Here is a 16,312-nt window from a genome sequence, read left to right as displayed (position 1 = left end):
GAGTGGGCCCCGGCCCGTGTCGACGGGCCGGGGCGGGCTGCGGAGGCGAAGCAGCACACGGGACGTGACCCGCGTCGGTCACCGTGTTGTGGAAGGCCCAGCCGGGGATACGGTCATCGACTCCGCTCCCCATGTCCGGGCCCAACACTCGCCGTACGGTCCTGCTCTCCTCACACCAGGTGTGACACGGCACGGTAGGCGGCATCGAAGGCCGCGTGGGTGTAGCCGAAGGCTTCGGCGTCGGAGTTGGCGATGGCTATCCGGCCGACGGGACGGCGAGCCAAGACGTACGGCCGCTGCCTCTCGGGCCCGAACAGCGCGGGGTCGTCGAGCGAGTTGTACTCGTAGGAGTAGCCGTGTGCCCAGCGGTTCACGGTGATGGCGGTGATGTCCTTGCCCGGATCGAACCCGTGGTCGCTCAGGGAGCGGGCCATGGAGTCCCGGATCTCCCGCTCGAAGTGCTCGAACTGCATCCTGGTCAGGGCGCGCCGACCCGCCTTGTGCTGTTCGCGGCAGGCGCCGAGGCCGGGCTGGTTCGGGGTTGCGGACAGGGCGATGACCGTCGGCAGTTCGGGGCGGTGCGGCATCGTGAAGTCGCCGATCTCGGTCACCGTCGGAAGCCCGAAACTGCTGAAGTACATCGACGGGGTACTCACCCGCGATACTCGCGCGTTGGCGAAGGCCCGCCAGTCCCGCAGGGCCACTCGTGCGTACACGAGCGGCACCTTCACGCCGTAGCGCATCGCCTGGACCTGCTCGGCGGGCAGCTCGGGAACGATGTAGGAAGCCACCGAGTTCCAGCAGGCCATCACCACGCCCTTGGTGCGCACCCGGTAGCTGCGTCCGTTCTTCGAGTAGCTGACGGTCGCACCGTGGCGGCCCTCGTTGCGCACCTGGAAGACCGTACTGGAGAGCCGGATGCGGACGGGAGAGTCGGAGTCGTCGAGGTTGCCGTAGCGGGCGGTCGCCGTGGGCGCCTCGGTCCAGTCGAGGCGGCGGTCCTTGAACGCGTCCGGCACCAACTTGCTGACGAGCAGCCGTGCCAGGGTGGCGTTGCCTTCGGGGAAGTAGTAGTTACCGTCGCCCTCGGTCGCCGCGAGCTGCATCAGGGGTGTGAATCCGGCACCCGGCCAGGGCGTGTTCGCCAGGTTGAGACCGTTGAAGCCGGGCTGCCCGGTCGCCCATGCGTCGGCCGCGGCCACACGGTCGACATCGACGCCCCACAGCCCGTTGGTACCGCGTCTCATGATCGCCAGAGCGTCGGTGTCCATCCCGATCTTCTCGCGCAGATAGGTTTCATACGGGGTACGAGCCAGCGCCGCCTTCTTCTGGGCGTCCGTCAGGCCCGGAAAGAAGTCCTCGGTGGTGGTGTAGAGCCGGACGAGAGCCGCTCTGCTCGCATCGCTCATCGGGAGCTTGGTGACGTACGACGCCCAGGACTCGCCGGACTCCCGGATCACCAGTCGGTCCTTGCCCCAACGCTCCGAGTTGAAGAGCGTCCCGCTGCGCAGTCCGTACTGCTGGTACGCATCGGACTTCACCGTGGCTTCGAGTGCCTTCAGATCGACACCGAGATCCCTGGTCACCAGCCTGTACGCCTCGCGGGACCAGGTGCTGGGGGTGTCCATGTTCACGGTTCCGCCGTGGGAGAGCAGCGTGTGGCGGCCCACGCGGAACTCGTTGCGCCGAGCGTGTCCGCCGAAGTCGTCGAGGGCGTCGACGATGAGGATGCGGGCGCGCGATCCGACGGCCTTGCGGTAGAAGTGAGCCGCTGCCAGTCCGCTGAGTCCTGCGCCGACGACGACGAGGTCGTAGGACTCGCGCGTGTCCTTGACGGAGCCGGGGGTGAACTTGCCGTCCCGTACCGCGTGAGCCACCTCGAAAGAACCGGCGCCCTGGCCCTTGAGACCCGTCTCGGTGGGCGGGTACGGGGCGTGTCCACCGTGCCCGTGCCCGTGCCCGTGTCCATGACCGTGGCCCTTGTCAGGGCGAGGGCCCGGGGCTGCTTGGGCGACGCCGGGCAGTGCCACCGCGGCTGCCACACCGGCGGTGGTGACGGCCACACCGTCCAGGAAGTCCCTGCGGGTGATTTTCCGGGACATTCCTAGCTCGCGATCGCTGAATCTGGGCATACCCAACCCCTATGAGAGATGTGCGGATTCCGGACCTGGATTGCTAGTTGCGGATGCTATACCGCACATAACCCGCTTTGTAATAACTAAATTCGTTGTTCCATAGGGCTTCTGATACGAAATCAGTTGCGTATCTCGCTCGGTGTCGTACTGAGAGACGGATATCGCCCGCGGCGCCTCCCGTTCTCGCCGGCCCCCAGCCGCCGGAACGCCTCGCCGCCGGGACAGGTCCGCCACCGGCCAGATACGGGTCGGGCCGCCGTGCGGTCACCCCGACGGCCCCCGACCCGACGTCGGAGGCGACTGCGCCGAAGGGGCGTCACCCGGACGGCCGGGGGCTTCACTCTCCCGCCTGTCTGGGAGAGCGGGAAGGGCGGCAGCGACTGAAGGGTGGGGCGACAGCCCTTCCCCTAGCAGAAGAGAGACCTCCCATGGCTGTACCACCCTCCTCCTCCCGTGCGCGGCGGCGCATAGTCCGCGTGACCGCCCTGTCGGCCGCGCTGACGGCGGCGGTCTTCGCGACCGGCCCCGCGATGGCCGGCGGTGACCCCTCCGGCGCCGGCAACCCGGAGCCCACGGGACAGGGAGTCAAGCCGACCGTGGTCCTGGTCCACGGTGCGTTCGCGGACGCGTCCGGATGGAACGAGGTGGTCGAGCGGCTACAGCACCGCGGATATCCGGTGGTGGCCCCACCGAACCAGCTCCGCGGCGTCCTCAGCGACTCCGCCTACGTCGCTTCCGTCCTCAAGAGCATCAAGGGCCCGATCGTGCTCGCCGGGCACTCGTACGGTGGGGCGGTCATCAGCCAGGCAGCGGCCGGAAACGAGAACGTGAAGGCCCTGGTGTACGTATCGGCCTTCATGCCGGACGTGGGCGAGAACCCGGCCGCACTGTCCACGAAGTTCGCCGGCAGCGACCTCGGTACCGCACTGCGCCCGGTTCCCTATACCGACGGCACCAACAGCGGCACCGACCTGTACATCCAGAACGAGAAGTTCCACGCCGTGTTCGCCGCCGACCTCCCCGAGGCGCAGACGCGCGTCATGGCGGTGGAGCAGCGCCCGGTCGCCCAGGCCGGCTTCGCACAGAACGCGACCGCCGCCGCGTGGCGGACGATCCCGTCGTGGTTCATCGTCGCGAAGAACGACAAGGCCATCGCCCCCGACCTGGAGCGCTTCGAGGCCAAGAGGGCCAACTCCCACACCGTGGAGGTCGACTCCTCCCACGTGGCGATGATGTCCCACCCGGACCTTGTCGCCGACCAGATCCGCAAGGCGGCCCACGCCACCGTCGGCAACGCCGAGTAGCGGAACAGCGCGAGGGAGTGTCGTCGAGGCCCGGTCGTGCGCCCGACGGAACGCCCCGGAACGCCTCGGGACGGGCCGTCGACAGCCTGGTCGTGCATCCGAGACGAGCGGTCGACGACATGCCCCAGGGCCCGGGCTATAGCCCGGGCCCCGAGCAGGTGCCGGCCGTTGTCACCCGGACCAGGTGATGACATTCGACTTGACGCCCGACGCGACGACCCAATAGCGGCCGGGTGCCTCCATGGGGAAGGCGCCGAACTCACGGTTGCCGTCGGCATCGACGGTGTGGATCCTCTGGTCGAACGGACCGTCGGTGGAGTCCGCATCCGTGTACGCGTAGATCATGACGTCTTCGTCCGGCTCGAAACCGGTCAGATTCACGTTCATCTCGTTGCGGTGTCCCCGGACGATGAAGATCTGGCCGGTTGCCCGGCTCGCCGGCGCCGGCGGAGGGGCGGCCTTCCGCGGTGTCGACGGCCGGGGAGCGGACTTGTTCGACGACGCGACCGGTGACGACGATGGTCTCGGCGCGGGGCTGGTCCTTCTCACCTGAGCGTCCGGGGCGTCCGGGGCGTCCGGGGTGGCGGAGGGCGACATCCGCGCCTCTCGTGAAGGCGCCGGTGGCACCGAGTGGAACGGCGACGCAGTGAGCCCGTCCGCCGCCCTCCTCTTGGAGTCGTGCACTTCCGGCGCGCCCGACCCCGGAGTGGAGGACGTCTTCAGGACGACGGCGACCAGCAGCACGACCACTACTGCGATCAAGACTGTGACAGGACGATTGCGTCGGCCTGCCCGTAGGAGTCCGCGCAGACGGCCGAGTTCCCGTGCGTTGCGGTCGAGGTCGTGGGCGATGTCCCGCAACAACTCTCCGTGGTCATCCCCTTGGACACGGGGTGATGGCGCCGGCTCGATGAGTCGCTGCCGGTGGGCCGGGGCTTGAGGAACCTGCCCCGTCCGGGCGTGCCGAAGAGCCCACTTCTCGGCCCGCTGCTCGGCGGATTTCCGCAACTGGTTGGCCCGCTTCTTGTCGGCTTTCGCCCGCCTGAGCTGCGCTTCCGCCAGTCTTAGCCGCTTTCGGAGCCGGGTCCGCTCGGCTTGGACCGTCCGTATGTCCCGTGTGGGCGCCAGGGGCCCGTCATCGAGTCGTCGGAGATGGGACTCCAGCGAATCGATGGCCTTCAGCAGCCTCCACACCAAGGCCGTACTGAAGTGCTCGGCCGCGTTGGCGTCCATCACCAGTTGGACGATGCCGGTGTTGGCGAAGCCCCCGGGGCCCGCGTACGCGCTCCCCGTATCCGTGGCGTGGAGCGCCGCTGTCCCGTTCAGCGGCTGAATCCCTGAGGGGTCCGCAGACACATCACCCGACCGGGCCGCATCGCGACCCAGGGGTACGGGACGACATTCGTCGGGCTGGTCCTCCTGCGCGACCATCCGGGACCTTCCCGCGTAACCCCTCGTCAGGTCGTTCGCCCGTCGGCGGTGTACACACCCGAGCAGGCGAGGCTGCCGGGACCTTCCGCCGTGGCGTCCCCGGAGTTCCGTACCCGGATCGACACGCTTCCGGCGCCGCTCCCCTTTAGCCCGCCGCTGACCGCCGTACCACCGGCGCTCGCGCTCGCACTACCCGTGTCGGTCACCACATCGACGACCTTCGTTACGGGAGGGGGCTCGGCAGTGCCGGGAGTGGTGAGCAGGCTCCATGCCAGGGTGACGACTCCTGTGGCGCCCTGAACGGAAGCGGCGACCAGACGGCCGCTGCCTGGGCCGTCGAGGAGCCAGTACAGGGGCGTCGAGGCGATCGCCGCCCCCGCGCACGCCATGATCGCTACCTTCACGGTCTTCGACACGACCACGCTTTCCTCCCCAGCGGTTCAACGGTTCAACGGACGGTCCGCGGTCGGCGACCATCGCATCCCGACATCGACCTGCCCGCCGCTTCTCACAGGGTCCGCCACGAGAGGCGCTGGCAGGGACAAGGACGGGGTACACCATCCCTAACGAACCTCGGCCGAGCAGGTGGCGACCGCCCATCTGTTCGGGGTGCTCAGTCGGAGTCGTTCGACCGGACGGGCGGACCACGGCCGTCACCCTTCGGCGTACGTGAGGGACCAACAGTCCTCACACCGGGTCTTGTCGGCGTGGGTCCGCACCGCCCCGGAGGAACCGCCGTACCGAAGGCCGTTGCGGTTTGCCATCATGGGTGTCATGACGCAACGGAAGCCGCCCGGTGTCTCTTTCGAGGGCTGGGTCGACCACCAGATCCACGAGGCGGAGAAGCGCGGCGAGTTCGCGAGCCTTCCCGGCTTCGGAAAGCCCTTGCCGAATGACAACGCTCCCTACGACGAGATGTGGTGGATCAAGGCCAAGATGGCACGGGAAGGCGTTTCCTACCTCTCCCCGGTCATCGAGTGCCGCAAGCAAGCCGAGGACCTACCCGCATCCCTCGCGAAGGTCACGAGCGAGTCCGAGGTGCGGCAGCGGGTGGCCGATCTCAACAAGAAGATCATGGACCTTCTGCTGATGCCTCCTCCCGGGCCGCCGCTGGGGATCAAGCGCCTCGACGTGAACGAGGTGCTGCGGGAGTGGCGCCGGGCGAGGCGCTCCACTCAGTGAGGCATCGCCCGGAGGCGGGTCCCGCGACCGTTCGGTGCCGTGGCGGTCCGCGGGCCCACTACACCGTCGCGTCCGCCGCCCTGTGGAGCTCCGCCACATCGATCTTCTTCATGCCGAGCATCGCCTTCATGGCGCGCTGGGCCCGGTCCTGGTCGGGGTCGCTGATCAGCTCACCGAGTGCGGCCGGGACGACCTGCCAGGACAGTCCGTACTTGTCCTTGAGCCAGCCGCAGGGCCCTTCCTGGCCGCCGTCGGAGAGTTTCGTCCAGTAGTGGTCGACCTCTTCCTGATCGGCGCAGTTGATCAGGAGCGAGATCGCCTCGCTGAAGGTGAACTCCGGGCCGCCGTTGATCGCCGTGTACGGCTGGCCGTCGAGGACGAAGTCGACCGTCAGCACGGTGCCGGCGGGGCGCGGGCCGGCCTCGCCGTAGTGCGAGACGTTCGTGATCTTCGAGTTCGGGAAGACCGAGACGTAGAACTGCGCCGCCTCCTCACCTTGGGTGTCGAACCAGAGATTGGGCGTCAGGACGGGCATCGCATTCCCCTTGTCGTCGTGGTGCGGTTCTTTCGGCTTTCTCTCTGTGGACCGTCCGGCCGTTCGGAACTCATCGCACTCCGACACATCCATTGCTCGGGGGAGGCCGTTTCACACGCGGCGGGGGAGTCGGGGAGCCCGCGTTGGGGTGAACCGTGTGCGCCCGCCCGCCGACGAGCAGCGGACGGGCGGGGTGCACGGGGGTCGGGCGACTCGACATGCCGCCTGGTACTGAGGGAGCCGACGCGGGCGCCTTCCACGGGGATCTCCCGTGCGAGGCGGCACCGCGTCGGCTCCCTCAGTGGTGCCGCGCGCTCCGAACAGGCTCAGAGCAGGATGCGCATCGGGTGTTCGATGCGTGCCTTGAACGCGCCCAGCCATTGCGCTGCCAGCGCTCCGTCCAGCACCCGATGATCGCCGGACAGGGTGACGGTCATCATCGTGGCGGACGTGATGCCACCGTCGTCGTCGACGACCGCGCGACGTCGGGCGGCGCCCACCGCGAGGATTCCCGCATGGGGCGGATTGATGATCGCCCCGAACCGTTCGATCCCGTACATCCCGAGGTTCGACACGGTGAACGAGCCTCCTTCGAGTTCGGACTGGTTCAGCCTGCCCTCCCTGGCCCGTCCAGCCAGATCGGCGACGGTGCGGCCGATGTCGCCGATCGATCGGGTGTCGACGTTGCGTACGACCGGGGTCACCAGGCCGCCTTCGATGGCGACCGCGACCGCGATCGAGACCGACGAGAACCTGCGGATCGCATCCGGGGTCCAGATCGCATTGGCCTCGGGCACGTCCCTCAGCGCCCCGGCGACCGCCTTCACGACGAAGTCGTTGACGGACGGGGTCGGCGTGTCCGCGGCGTTGTCGGCCTTCATCGTCCGACGCAGCTCCAACAGTGCGTCGACGCGGCAGTCGATGTCCATGTAGAAGTGAGGAACGGTGCTCTTGCTCTCGGTGAGCCGCCGGGCGATCGCACGGCGCATACCGGTGTGCGGTACATCCGTGAACTCGCCGTCGTCGACGCGCGGAACGGGTCGGCTCGCCTCGCCGGCCGCCGGTGACGGTACGGCCTCGGTCCGGACCGCCGGTGCAGCCGGCTGGGCCGGGGTCGATGCGACGTGTTGTTGTGCCTCGTCGGCCTTGAAGCGGTCGAGGTCGCGACGGACGATGCGTCCGCCGGGTCCCGTGCCGACCACCGTGGTGAGGTCAACGTTCCGATCGCGGGCGAGCCGCCGTACGAGCGGGCTGGCGAACAGACGCTCCCGGGACGGCAGCTCCGCCACCGGCACCGGGTTCTCGGCGGGCTCCTGTGACTGGCCCTCCTGGCGGGCAGCGGGTGCCGTGTCGGGAGCCGTGGGGCTCTCGGCCGGGGCGGTGACGTCGCCCTCGCCATCGGATGCGGCACCTGGCGCGCCGGATGCCTCGGCCATCGCCTGCTCGGCCGTTTCACCGGCTTCCGCCAACACGAGCATCGGGGTACCGACCGTGACGGGGGAGCCGAGCTCGACGAGGAATCCCGCGACCGTACCGGCCTGCTCGGCCTCGTAGTCGACCGCGGCCTTCTCGGTCTCGATCTCCGCGATCGCCTGTCCGACCGACACTTCCTGGCCCGGTGAGACGTGCCAGGCGAGCACGATGGCCTCGGCCATCCCGGTCAGCACTTCCGGCATCCGAATGACAACGGCCATCAGTTGCCTCCCATGGCGGCCAGGCTGCGCCGGAGCGCGGCGGCGATGTCATCGACCTGGGCGATGGACGCGGCTTCGAGCACCCGGGAGATGCTGGGGCTCGCCTCGCCGCCGGTCACCCGCTCGATCGGCTGGTCGAGCCAGTCGAAGTAGCGGCGCTGGATCTCGTCGGCGAGCCAGCCGCCGTAGGAGGTCCCCTGTGCGCCCTGCTCGACGATGAGCACCGCATTCGTCTTGCGGATGCTCGCACCGATCGTGTCCCAGTCGATCGACGCCCGATCCAGCCAGCGCAGGTCGATCAGGTCCGCGTCCGCGCCGGTCTGCTCGATCGCTTCGAGCGCCTTGTGCACCATCGACAGATAGCTGATGACGGTGATGTCCGAGCCGGTACGGCGCAGGGCCGCCACCCCGAGGGGGAGCTGGTAGTCGAGATCGCCCTCGGGCACGTCCTGTGACACCCCGTACAGGTCGACGTGCTCGATCACGAGGACCGGGTCCGAGAGGGCCATGGCGGTGTTGAAGAGACCGATGTAGTCGGCCGCGGTGGACGGGGCCACGATGCGCCAACCCGGGCTGGTCGCGAAGATTCCGGCCGGGTCCATGAGGTGTTGCGAGCCGTAACCGGACCCCATCGCCACCTTGGTGCGCAGGACGAGGGGGACGGCGCTGTCGCCGCCGAACATGTGGCGGGCCTTGCCGATCTGGTTGAACACCTGGTCGGCCGCGACCCAGAGGAAGTCGGGGTACATGAACTCGATGACGGGCCGGAACCGGCCGTCCAGTGCCATTCCCGCGCCCAGACCGGCGAAGGCGTTCTCGCTGATGGGAGTACCCAGGACGCGATCGGGTGCGACCTGGAGCGCCCGCTTGGTCACGCCGTTGGTCCCGCCGCCGAGGCGGTGCACGTCCTCGCCGAGGACGACGACCCGCGGGTCCTCGGCCATCCGGCGGCCGAGAACATCGGAAGCCGCCGTAACGAATCGTTTCTGCTCGGCAGGTCCCTCGTACTGCGCCGGGTCCAGGGTGCGGGCGCCCGCCAACTCGCTGGCGTCGCCGCGCAGACCGTCGTCGGCCGTCGCGGGGTCTGGCCAGAGCGCGGGCACGATCCGCCGCTTGCCCCGGGCGTCGGGATCGGCTTCGACGAGCTCCTCCGTGAGCTGCCGCATCGCTTCCCGCGCCTGCTCGCGGACCCCGGCAGCCGTGGCCTCGTCGAGCAGCCCCAGCCGGGACATCTCGCGCTCGGTCTTCAGCAGGGGGTCGCGCTCGCGCCAGGCGGCCTCTTCCTCCTTGCTGCGGTAGCCGAAGGCGCTGCCCGTGTACCCGCCGTTCTGGTGGAAGTAGCGGTACACGTCGGCCTCGATGATGCACGGGCCTCCACCGCTGCGCATGACCTCCTCGGCCTGGACCATGGCGAGGTGTACGGCGAGGGGGTCCATCCCGTCCACGCGCCAGGAGGGGATGCCGAATCCGAGCCCGCGCCCCGAGAGCCGTTCCTCGCGGGTGACCTCGCCGACCCGGGTCGAGACGGCGTAGAGGTTGTTCTCGATGAAGAAGCACAGGGGCAGGTCCCAGGCCGCCGCGAGGTTCAGCGTCTCCAGGACGGATCCGATGTTGACCGCGCCGTCGCCGAAGTAGGTGACGGTCACGTCATCGGTGTTCGAGTGGCGCTGTGCCCAGGCGTTGCCGGCGGCAAGCGGAACCCCGCCTCCGACGATCGCATTGCTGCCCAGGGCGCCGGCTTCGAGCCACTGGAGGTGGATCGAACCGCCGCGTCCCTTGGTGAACCCCTGGGCGAGTCCGAGGATCTCCGCAAGCGTCCGGCGCAGCACCGTGCGCACCCCGTCGTCCACGAGGTTCCCGAGGTCGACCGAGCCCTTGGTCACATGCGTGAGGGCCTTGGAGAGGAACTGGTGGTGGCTGCGGTGCGAGCCGTTGATGCCGTCGGACGTGCGCAGTCCGATCGCCGAGCCGACGGCGCCGCCTTCCTGGCCGATGCTGGAGTGCGCGGGGCCGTGCACCAGCCCCTCACCGGCGAGATCGAGCACCGTCTCCTCGAAGGCTCGGATGAGGTGTAGCTGGGCGAACATGCCGCGCAGCAGGTCGGGGTCGGCTTTCCCCCAGTCGGCCTGTGTGGCGGTGAACTCCACCCAGGGACGAATCGGTTCCAAACGTCGTTGGCGCGGCAAGGCTCCTCCGTGGCGATCGAGCGCGACGGCGCGTCGTCGCGCCATCGAAGCTGCGGCAAAAGTAGACCTAATAGGATCCAATCGCAATAGCGTGCTGGGTTAAGTGTCGGAATTTGCCGGAGTCTGGTCGCTCATTGTATCCAATGTTACGGTGGGGCTTCGTAGGCTTGAGAGAGGAAGACATATGGCCCTGCCCGGCTTCAGAGGTACCGAGCACATCGGATTCACGGTTCCTGACCTGGAGGAGGCCGATGCCTTCTTCACCGATGTGATCGGCTGCGAGCGCATTTACGAACTCGGCCCATTCGTGCACGAACAGGGGGAATGGATGAGCGAGCAGCTGAACGTGCACCCGCGGTCGATCATGCGCAAGCTGTACTTCTACCGCTGTGGCACCGGACCGAACTTCGAGGTCTTCCAGTGGGAGGCCGCCGACGGCCAGCTTCCCCAGCCCCGCAACAGCGACATCGGCGGACACCATCTCGCGTTCTACGTCGACGACCTCGATGCCGCCGTTGCGTACTTGAAGTCGCGGAACGTCAGGGTGCTCGGTGAACCGGTCGCGAGCTCCAACGCCAGCGCGGGGCAGCGCTGGGTCTACTTCCTCGCTCCCTGGGGCATGCAGCTGGAGCTGGTCAGCTTTCCCCAGGGCAAGGCATATGAAGCGGGGGCACCAGTGACATTGTGGAACCCGACGCGCCCGGCAGACTGAGGAGGCCCCGCACCGTGAGCGACAACGCCACGTCCACCCCGAGCACGCCCGAGGACGCCCGCCTCGCCCTCCCTGGGGAGAGCGGGGCGGGCACAGGCCGGCACGGCAACGCCAGCCGCCGCATCGCCGACGGCCTGCGCGCTGCGATCCTGTCCGGGGAGCTGCCTCCCGGAACCCGGATCCGCCAGGAGGAAGTCGCCGCGAACTACGGAGCCAGCCGCATTCCGGTGCGTGGCGCCCTGAACATCCTGCAGTCCGACGGCCTGGTGACCCTCGTGGCGAACGCCGGGGCCTGGGTCGCACAGCTGAACCTCGCCGAGTGCGAAGAGGCGTACCAATTGAGGGAGCAGATCGAACCGCTCTTGCTCCGGGCCAGCAGGCCCGGTCTGACGGCCGACAAGCTCGACCGGATGGACGCCCTCGCGTCCCAGATGGAACGGGCGGCGACTCCCGAGGAGTTCTTGCACCTGGACCGGGAGTTCCACGACCTGTCGTACTCCGGTGCCGAGACGGTCGTGCTGGCCGACTTCGTCTGTCGGCTGTGGAACATGACCCAGCAGTACCGACTGGCCTTCGTGCGCCTGTTCGAGGAGCACGGCAGCGCGATCGTCCACGACGAACACCGCATGTTGGTGCGTGCCCTGAGGGAAGGTGATGACGACCAGGCCGGCCTCGTCATGCGGGGGCACATCCGCAGGACCCGGCTGGCCCTCGCACAACACCCCGAGCTGTTCGACACCGCCGCGCCCAAGCCGAGTTGACCCGTCGTTCTCGCGCGCCTTGCCGGGCGGGCATCAGCCGCCCGCCCGCGACTGCTTCCCCACGATGGTGCGACCCACCCCCTCCGGGGCATCGGTGTACGCACGCGGTGTGCTCATCGGGTGTACGCACGGGTGAGCGGCACCGCACCGGCCGGAGCCTTGCGGTGTCTGACGCCTGACGCGCGCGGAAACCGGAAGGACGGACGGTGACCGGCCCCGCTCAACCGCCGCCCCCCTCGGCTTCCGGTGTCGTTCCGGCCACCACCCGCCGCGCTGCCTCGCTCTCGGCGGCCGGAGGCGACAACTCGTCCAAGGTGTCGAGGTCATCCCTGGCCAACTCGGCCTCCCAGGCGGCGGCCAGCTTCTCCCGCTCGGCGTCCGGCCGCTTGCCGACCGCTTCCCGGTCCTCCGGGCTCAGGGCGGCGAGGAATCGCGTGACGGAGTCATTGGGCATCCTGTTCTCCTTCGATCACATGGGCACGGCATCCCGGGCGCCCCAGCATGACCGAGCCATGCCACTCGGCCGCGGATGCCGCGCCTCGGAGCCCCCGAATGGGTACACCCGTACCGGTGGATGCGGGCTCGACTCAGCGGGTGCCGGATCCGCCAGCGGGCGGACGCGGTGCGGGCGCCGCCGGGTGGGGCAGGCGGCTCGCGGACCCGGAGCGCGGCCCTGCCCTGACGTTCGTCGACGCCTCCCTGGCGATGCGGTACCCGGTGCCGGTCACCTCCGGAGTACGAAATTCGGGGGTCTCAGGTTGCACACTGCCATCTCATAGATTCCATAGGTCCCCGTTGGACAGAGACAACAAGGGAACTCAGTTCGTTCATCGGGTTGAGGACTTCGGCCCGAATGCGATCCTTGGCCGATCCCTTTCGGACATTGACGAACACTCGGCCAACCCGAATCACGTGAATCCCGCTTCTCCCTGGGTGAGCGAGGCCGCATCGGCACGCTCAACTCCCCACTGGAGGGCATGTGTTCAACAGACAGCAACGCGCCGCTGGCGCGGCGCTCACCGCCGCGGTCGCCCTGGCGTTGGTGGCCGGGATGACCGGGGCCGGCGCTGCCACTGCTTCCCCGCCACCGGGCGGAAGTGCAACAGAGGCGCGGCCGGCTGCCGGCGGATCGGGCTGGGTCACGCTGATCACGGGCGACCGTGTCCGGGTCGACGCCAAGGGCAAGGTCACCGGCTTCCAGCACGCCGAAGGCCGGGCCGGCATACCGGTGCAGAGGTACACCGACCGCGGTCACACCTATGTGGTGCCCCATGACGCCCGTCGACTGGTCGCCGAAGGCAAGCTGGACCGACGGCTCTTCGACGTGACCGAACTGAGCCGGCCGGAGAGCCGCACGGCACATCGGGACGGGCTGCGACTGATCGTGGCGTACGGCGGATCCGTCGGCTCCAGCGCCCGCAAGGCCGTCCGGGCTGTCGACGGCACTGAGCTCAACCGTTCGCTGAAGACCCTCAACGCGGATGCGGTGACCAGCACGCCCGAGCTCTGGGACACCCTCACGAAGGACACGGAGGGCAAGGCGCGCACCGCTGCATCCGGGATCAGCCGGATCTGGCTCGATGGTGTGCGCAAGGCCACGTTGGAGAAGAGCACCGGGCAGATCGGCGCACCGAAGGCGTGGCAGTCCGGGCTCCGGGGCAAGGGCGTGAAGATCGCCGTCCTCGACACCGGTGTCGATGCGGACCATCCCGATCTCAAGGGCCGGGTGGTGGCCGCCCAGAACTTCAGCGAGTCCCCGGACACCAAGGACCGCGTCGGCCACGGCACTCACGTCGCCTCCACGGCCGCGGGCAGTGGAGCCCGGTCGAACGGAACCCACCGCGGTGTCGCACCCGAGGCTGAGATCCTCAACGGCAAGGTGCTCAGCGACCACGGCGGTGGCAGTGACTCCGGCGTCCTCGCGGGCATGGAGTGGGCGGTGGCGCAGGGCGCGGACATCGTCAACCTCAGCCTCGGCGGGCGGGACACCTCGGACATCGACCCGCTGGAAGCCCACATCAACAAGGTCTCGGCCGAGACGGGTGTGCTTTTCGCTGTGGCGGCAGGCAACACGGGCAGGCTCGGCATCGATTCGCCGGGCAGCGCCGACGAGGCCTTCACCGTCGGTGCAGTGGACCGCAACGACACACTCGCCTCCTTCTCCAGCGTCGGCCCACGGGTCGGTGGTGGCACGATCAAACCCGATGTGACAGCCCCGGGAGTGGACATCTCGGCAGCCGCTGCTTCCGGGACCACCGCGGACGGCACCGGGTATGCAACCAGTTCCGGTACGTCGATGGCGACCCCACACGTCGCCGGCGCAGCGGCCCTGCTCAAGCAGCAGCATCCGGGGTGGAAGGCGAAGGAGTTGAAGAGCGCGCTCTCCTCCTCCGCCAAGGATGTCGGACACGTTCCGCACGAGCAGGGCACCGGTCGGATCGCCGTGGACCGCGCGGTCGCCCAGACCGTGGTCTCCGAGGAGGTCTCCCTCAACCTCGGCAAGCAGTTGTGGCCGCACACCGACGACGTCCCCGTCACCAAGAAGATCACCTATCGCAACGACGGTACGACGGACGTCTCCCTCGACTTGGCGGTCACCGCCCACGGTCCCCAGAACCAGCCCGTACCCGCCGGTCTCTTCACCCTCGGCACAAGCCGTGTCACGGTACCGGCCGGGGGCAGGGCCTCGGTCGATCTCACCGCCGACACCCGGCAGGGCAGCGTTGACGGTCACTACGCAGCCGTGATCGTGGCGTCCGGGGGCGGCCAGACGGTTCGGTCCACCGCGGCCGTCGAACGTGAGGTCGAATCGTACGACGTCACCTTCAAGCACATCGGACGGGACGGAAAGCCCAGCAGGACCTTCGTGTCCGGAGTCCATTCGTTGACAACCACCTACGCGGCACCGCACTTCTTCGACTCCTCGTCCGGGGACGTCACCGTCCGGCTGCCCAAGGGCGAGTACGTGGTGGACACGCGGACTCCGATCGACGCCACGAACCCCCTCAAGGGGCTCGATGTGTTGCTTCAACCCAAGCTGATGGTCGCCAAGGCGCTGACGGTCACGCTCGACGCCCGTCGCACCAAGCCCGTGAAGCTCACCGTGCCGGACAAGAAGGCACCTCTGGGAGCCGGCATGATGGAGTACACGCGGACCAGCCCGGTCGGAGGCGTCGGCGGGTACTACCTCGTCGACTCGTTCGACACGTTGCGCGTCGCCCACATCGGCCCGCAGATCACGGACGGGTCGCTGCACCAGGTATGGGCCGGCAACTGGCGCAAGAACTCCGTCACCGAGTACAACGCCGCTTCCGGCGGTGTGGTGAAGGAGATGGCCACCGGCTATCAGCGCGACTTCAAGGCTGCGGAGTTCGCCACGGTGAAGGTCGGCATCGGCGCTTCGGCCAAGGGTAAGACGGGCACCGTCGAGCCGACCGCAGACTTCCCGGGCAGCCACTGGGGAATGGCCGGCTTCAGCATTCCGCGGCCCCTGCCCGACACTCGCACGATGTACGTCTCCACCGGTGACAAGGCGAAGTGGAACTTCTACGTCGGCCAGAACTCCGAAGTTGATCCGAACGGCTCGTACCAGATCGACGTCATGCTGAGCTCCCAGCCCAAGACCTATGCCGTGGGCAAGACCCACCGGGAGAACTTCAACACCGCGGTACTCGGACCGAAGATGGACACGCGGTCGGGCTTCTGGCGCTTCGGCGGTCAGTTGTTCGCCGCCATGCCCCAGTTCGCGGACGGTCAGGGCAACACCGGCTCCTCCGCGATCGAGTCCGCCCGGACCACGTTGTACCGCAACGGTGTGAAGATCGGCGAGAGCGCCGATGAACTGACCAGCGGAACGGTCCTCCCCATCGGCCGGGAGGCCGGTGAGTTCAAGCTCACCACATCCGCCCTGCGCAATGCCACGATTGCCCGGGCGAGCAGTCGGGTCGATGCCGAATGGACGTTCCACGCGGACGCATCGCCCACGGACCAGGAGGTGGCCCTCCCGGTCTCGACCGTTCGCTTCACCGACGCCCGGGTCGGCCTGGACAGCACTGCCCCGGCGGGTGCCACCCAGAGCATTCCGCTCCAGATCCAGGGCGCGGCGGCGAACGGCAACGTCAAGTCCCTCACCGCGCACGCGTCGTACGACGGCGGCAAGACCTGGCGGAAGCTCACGGTGACCAACAACAAGGCGAAGGTGACGAACCCGGCCAAGGGCAAGTCGGTCACCCTGCGGGCCAAGGTCACCGACAAGCAGGGCGGCTCCCACCAGGTGACCGTCCACGACGCCTTCTTCGGCAAGTAGTTCCCACCGCACCACTCCACGGCACAGTGGCGGCCCGCTGGAACCCGGCTCTCGGGTCTTCGGCGG

12 protein-coding genes are annotated in these 16,312 nt (G+C 68.5%); 5 read left to right on the top strand and 7 right to left on the bottom strand.

Annotated elements, in window-relative coordinates; translation table 11 throughout:
- Positions 1–170: 170 nt before the first annotated feature.
- The gene (locus ABZ348_RS00405) at positions 171–2,132 is read right to left on the bottom strand and encodes an NAD(P)-binding protein (RefSeq protein ID WP_358927755.1); all 1,962 of its coding nucleotides are present in this window, start codon (positions 2,130–2,132) and stop codon (positions 171–173) included.
- 431 nt (positions 2,133–2,563) lie between these two features.
- Here ABZ348_RS00405 and ABZ348_RS00400 point away from each other — a divergent pair, with 431 nt between their 5' ends.
- Entirely contained in the window at positions 2,564–3,439 is an 876-nt protein-coding gene (locus tag ABZ348_RS00400) for an alpha/beta hydrolase (protein WP_358927753.1), read from the top strand.
- A 171-nt stretch (positions 3,440–3,610) separates the two neighbouring features.
- Here ABZ348_RS00400 and ABZ348_RS00395 read toward each other — a convergent pair whose 3' ends face one another.
- Entirely contained in the window at positions 3,611–4,870 is a 1,260-nt protein-coding gene (locus tag ABZ348_RS00395; RefSeq protein WP_358927751.1) for a hypothetical protein, read from the bottom strand.
- A gap of 26 nt (positions 4,871–4,896) precedes the next feature.
- On the bottom strand, positions 4,897–5,286 hold the full coding sequence (locus tag ABZ348_RS00390) for a hypothetical protein (protein ID WP_358927749.1): 390 nt from the start codon (positions 5,284–5,286) through the stop codon (positions 4,897–4,899).
- A 358-nt stretch (positions 5,287–5,644) separates the two neighbouring features.
- Between ABZ348_RS00390 and ABZ348_RS00385 the strand changes: the two genes are divergently transcribed.
- Positions 5,645–6,052, top strand: a complete 408-nt coding sequence (locus ABZ348_RS00385; protein ID WP_358927745.1) for a DUF1992 domain-containing protein — start codon at positions 5,645–5,647, stop codon at positions 6,050–6,052.
- 58 nt (positions 6,053–6,110) lie between these two features.
- Here the strand turns inward: ABZ348_RS00385 and ABZ348_RS00380 are convergent, their stop codons facing one another.
- The 3 genes from ABZ348_RS00380 to ABZ348_RS00370 form a co-directional block, all read right to left on the bottom strand.
- Positions 6,111–6,587, bottom strand: a complete 477-nt coding sequence (locus ABZ348_RS00380) for a VOC family protein (protein ID WP_358927743.1) — start codon at positions 6,585–6,587, stop codon at positions 6,111–6,113.
- Between the two features lie 326 nt (positions 6,588–6,913).
- On the bottom strand, positions 6,914–8,281 hold the full coding sequence (locus ABZ348_RS00375; protein ID WP_358927741.1) for a 2-oxo acid dehydrogenase subunit E2: 1,368 nt from the start codon (positions 8,279–8,281) through the stop codon (positions 6,914–6,916).
- Positions 8,281–10,449: a thiamine pyrophosphate-dependent enzyme gene (locus ABZ348_RS00370; RefSeq protein WP_358927739.1), complete on the bottom strand. Its 2,169-nt coding sequence runs from the start codon at positions 10,447–10,449 to the stop codon at positions 8,281–8,283. The genes ABZ348_RS00375 and ABZ348_RS00370 overlap by 1 nt, the downstream gene beginning before the upstream one ends.
- Before the next feature lie 202 nt (positions 10,450–10,651).
- Here ABZ348_RS00370 and ABZ348_RS00365 point away from each other — a divergent pair, with 202 nt between their 5' ends.
- Positions 10,652–11,179: a VOC family protein gene (locus tag ABZ348_RS00365; RefSeq protein ID WP_358927737.1), complete on the top strand. Its 528-nt coding sequence runs from the start codon at positions 10,652–10,654 to the stop codon at positions 11,177–11,179.
- Between the two features lie 14 nt (positions 11,180–11,193).
- The gene (locus ABZ348_RS00360) at positions 11,194–11,940 is read left to right on the top strand and encodes a GntR family transcriptional regulator (protein ID WP_358927735.1); all 747 of its coding nucleotides are present in this window, start codon (positions 11,194–11,196) and stop codon (positions 11,938–11,940) included.
- Between the two features lie 220 nt (positions 11,941–12,160).
- Here ABZ348_RS00360 and ABZ348_RS00355 read toward each other — a convergent pair whose 3' ends face one another.
- On the bottom strand, positions 12,161–12,394 hold the full coding sequence (locus ABZ348_RS00355) for a hypothetical protein (protein WP_358927733.1): 234 nt from the start codon (positions 12,392–12,394) through the stop codon (positions 12,161–12,163).
- Between the two features lie 525 nt (positions 12,395–12,919).
- Here ABZ348_RS00355 and ABZ348_RS00350 point away from each other — a divergent pair.
- Positions 12,920–16,246 carry a S8 family serine peptidase gene (locus tag ABZ348_RS00350; protein ID WP_358927731.1) on the top strand — a complete coding sequence of 1,109 codons (3,327 nt, stop codon included), beginning with the start codon at positions 12,920–12,922 and terminating at the stop codon, positions 16,244–16,246.
- Positions 16,247–16,312: the final 66 nt, after the last annotated feature.

It is taken from the genome of Streptomyces sp. NPDC005963, assembly GCF_040638655.1.
Taxonomy (GTDB): Bacteria; Actinomycetota; Actinomycetes; order Streptomycetales; family Streptomycetaceae; genus Streptomyces.
Note: the sequence above shows the minus strand (reverse complement) of the source record. Positions and strands in the feature narration are given on the sequence as shown.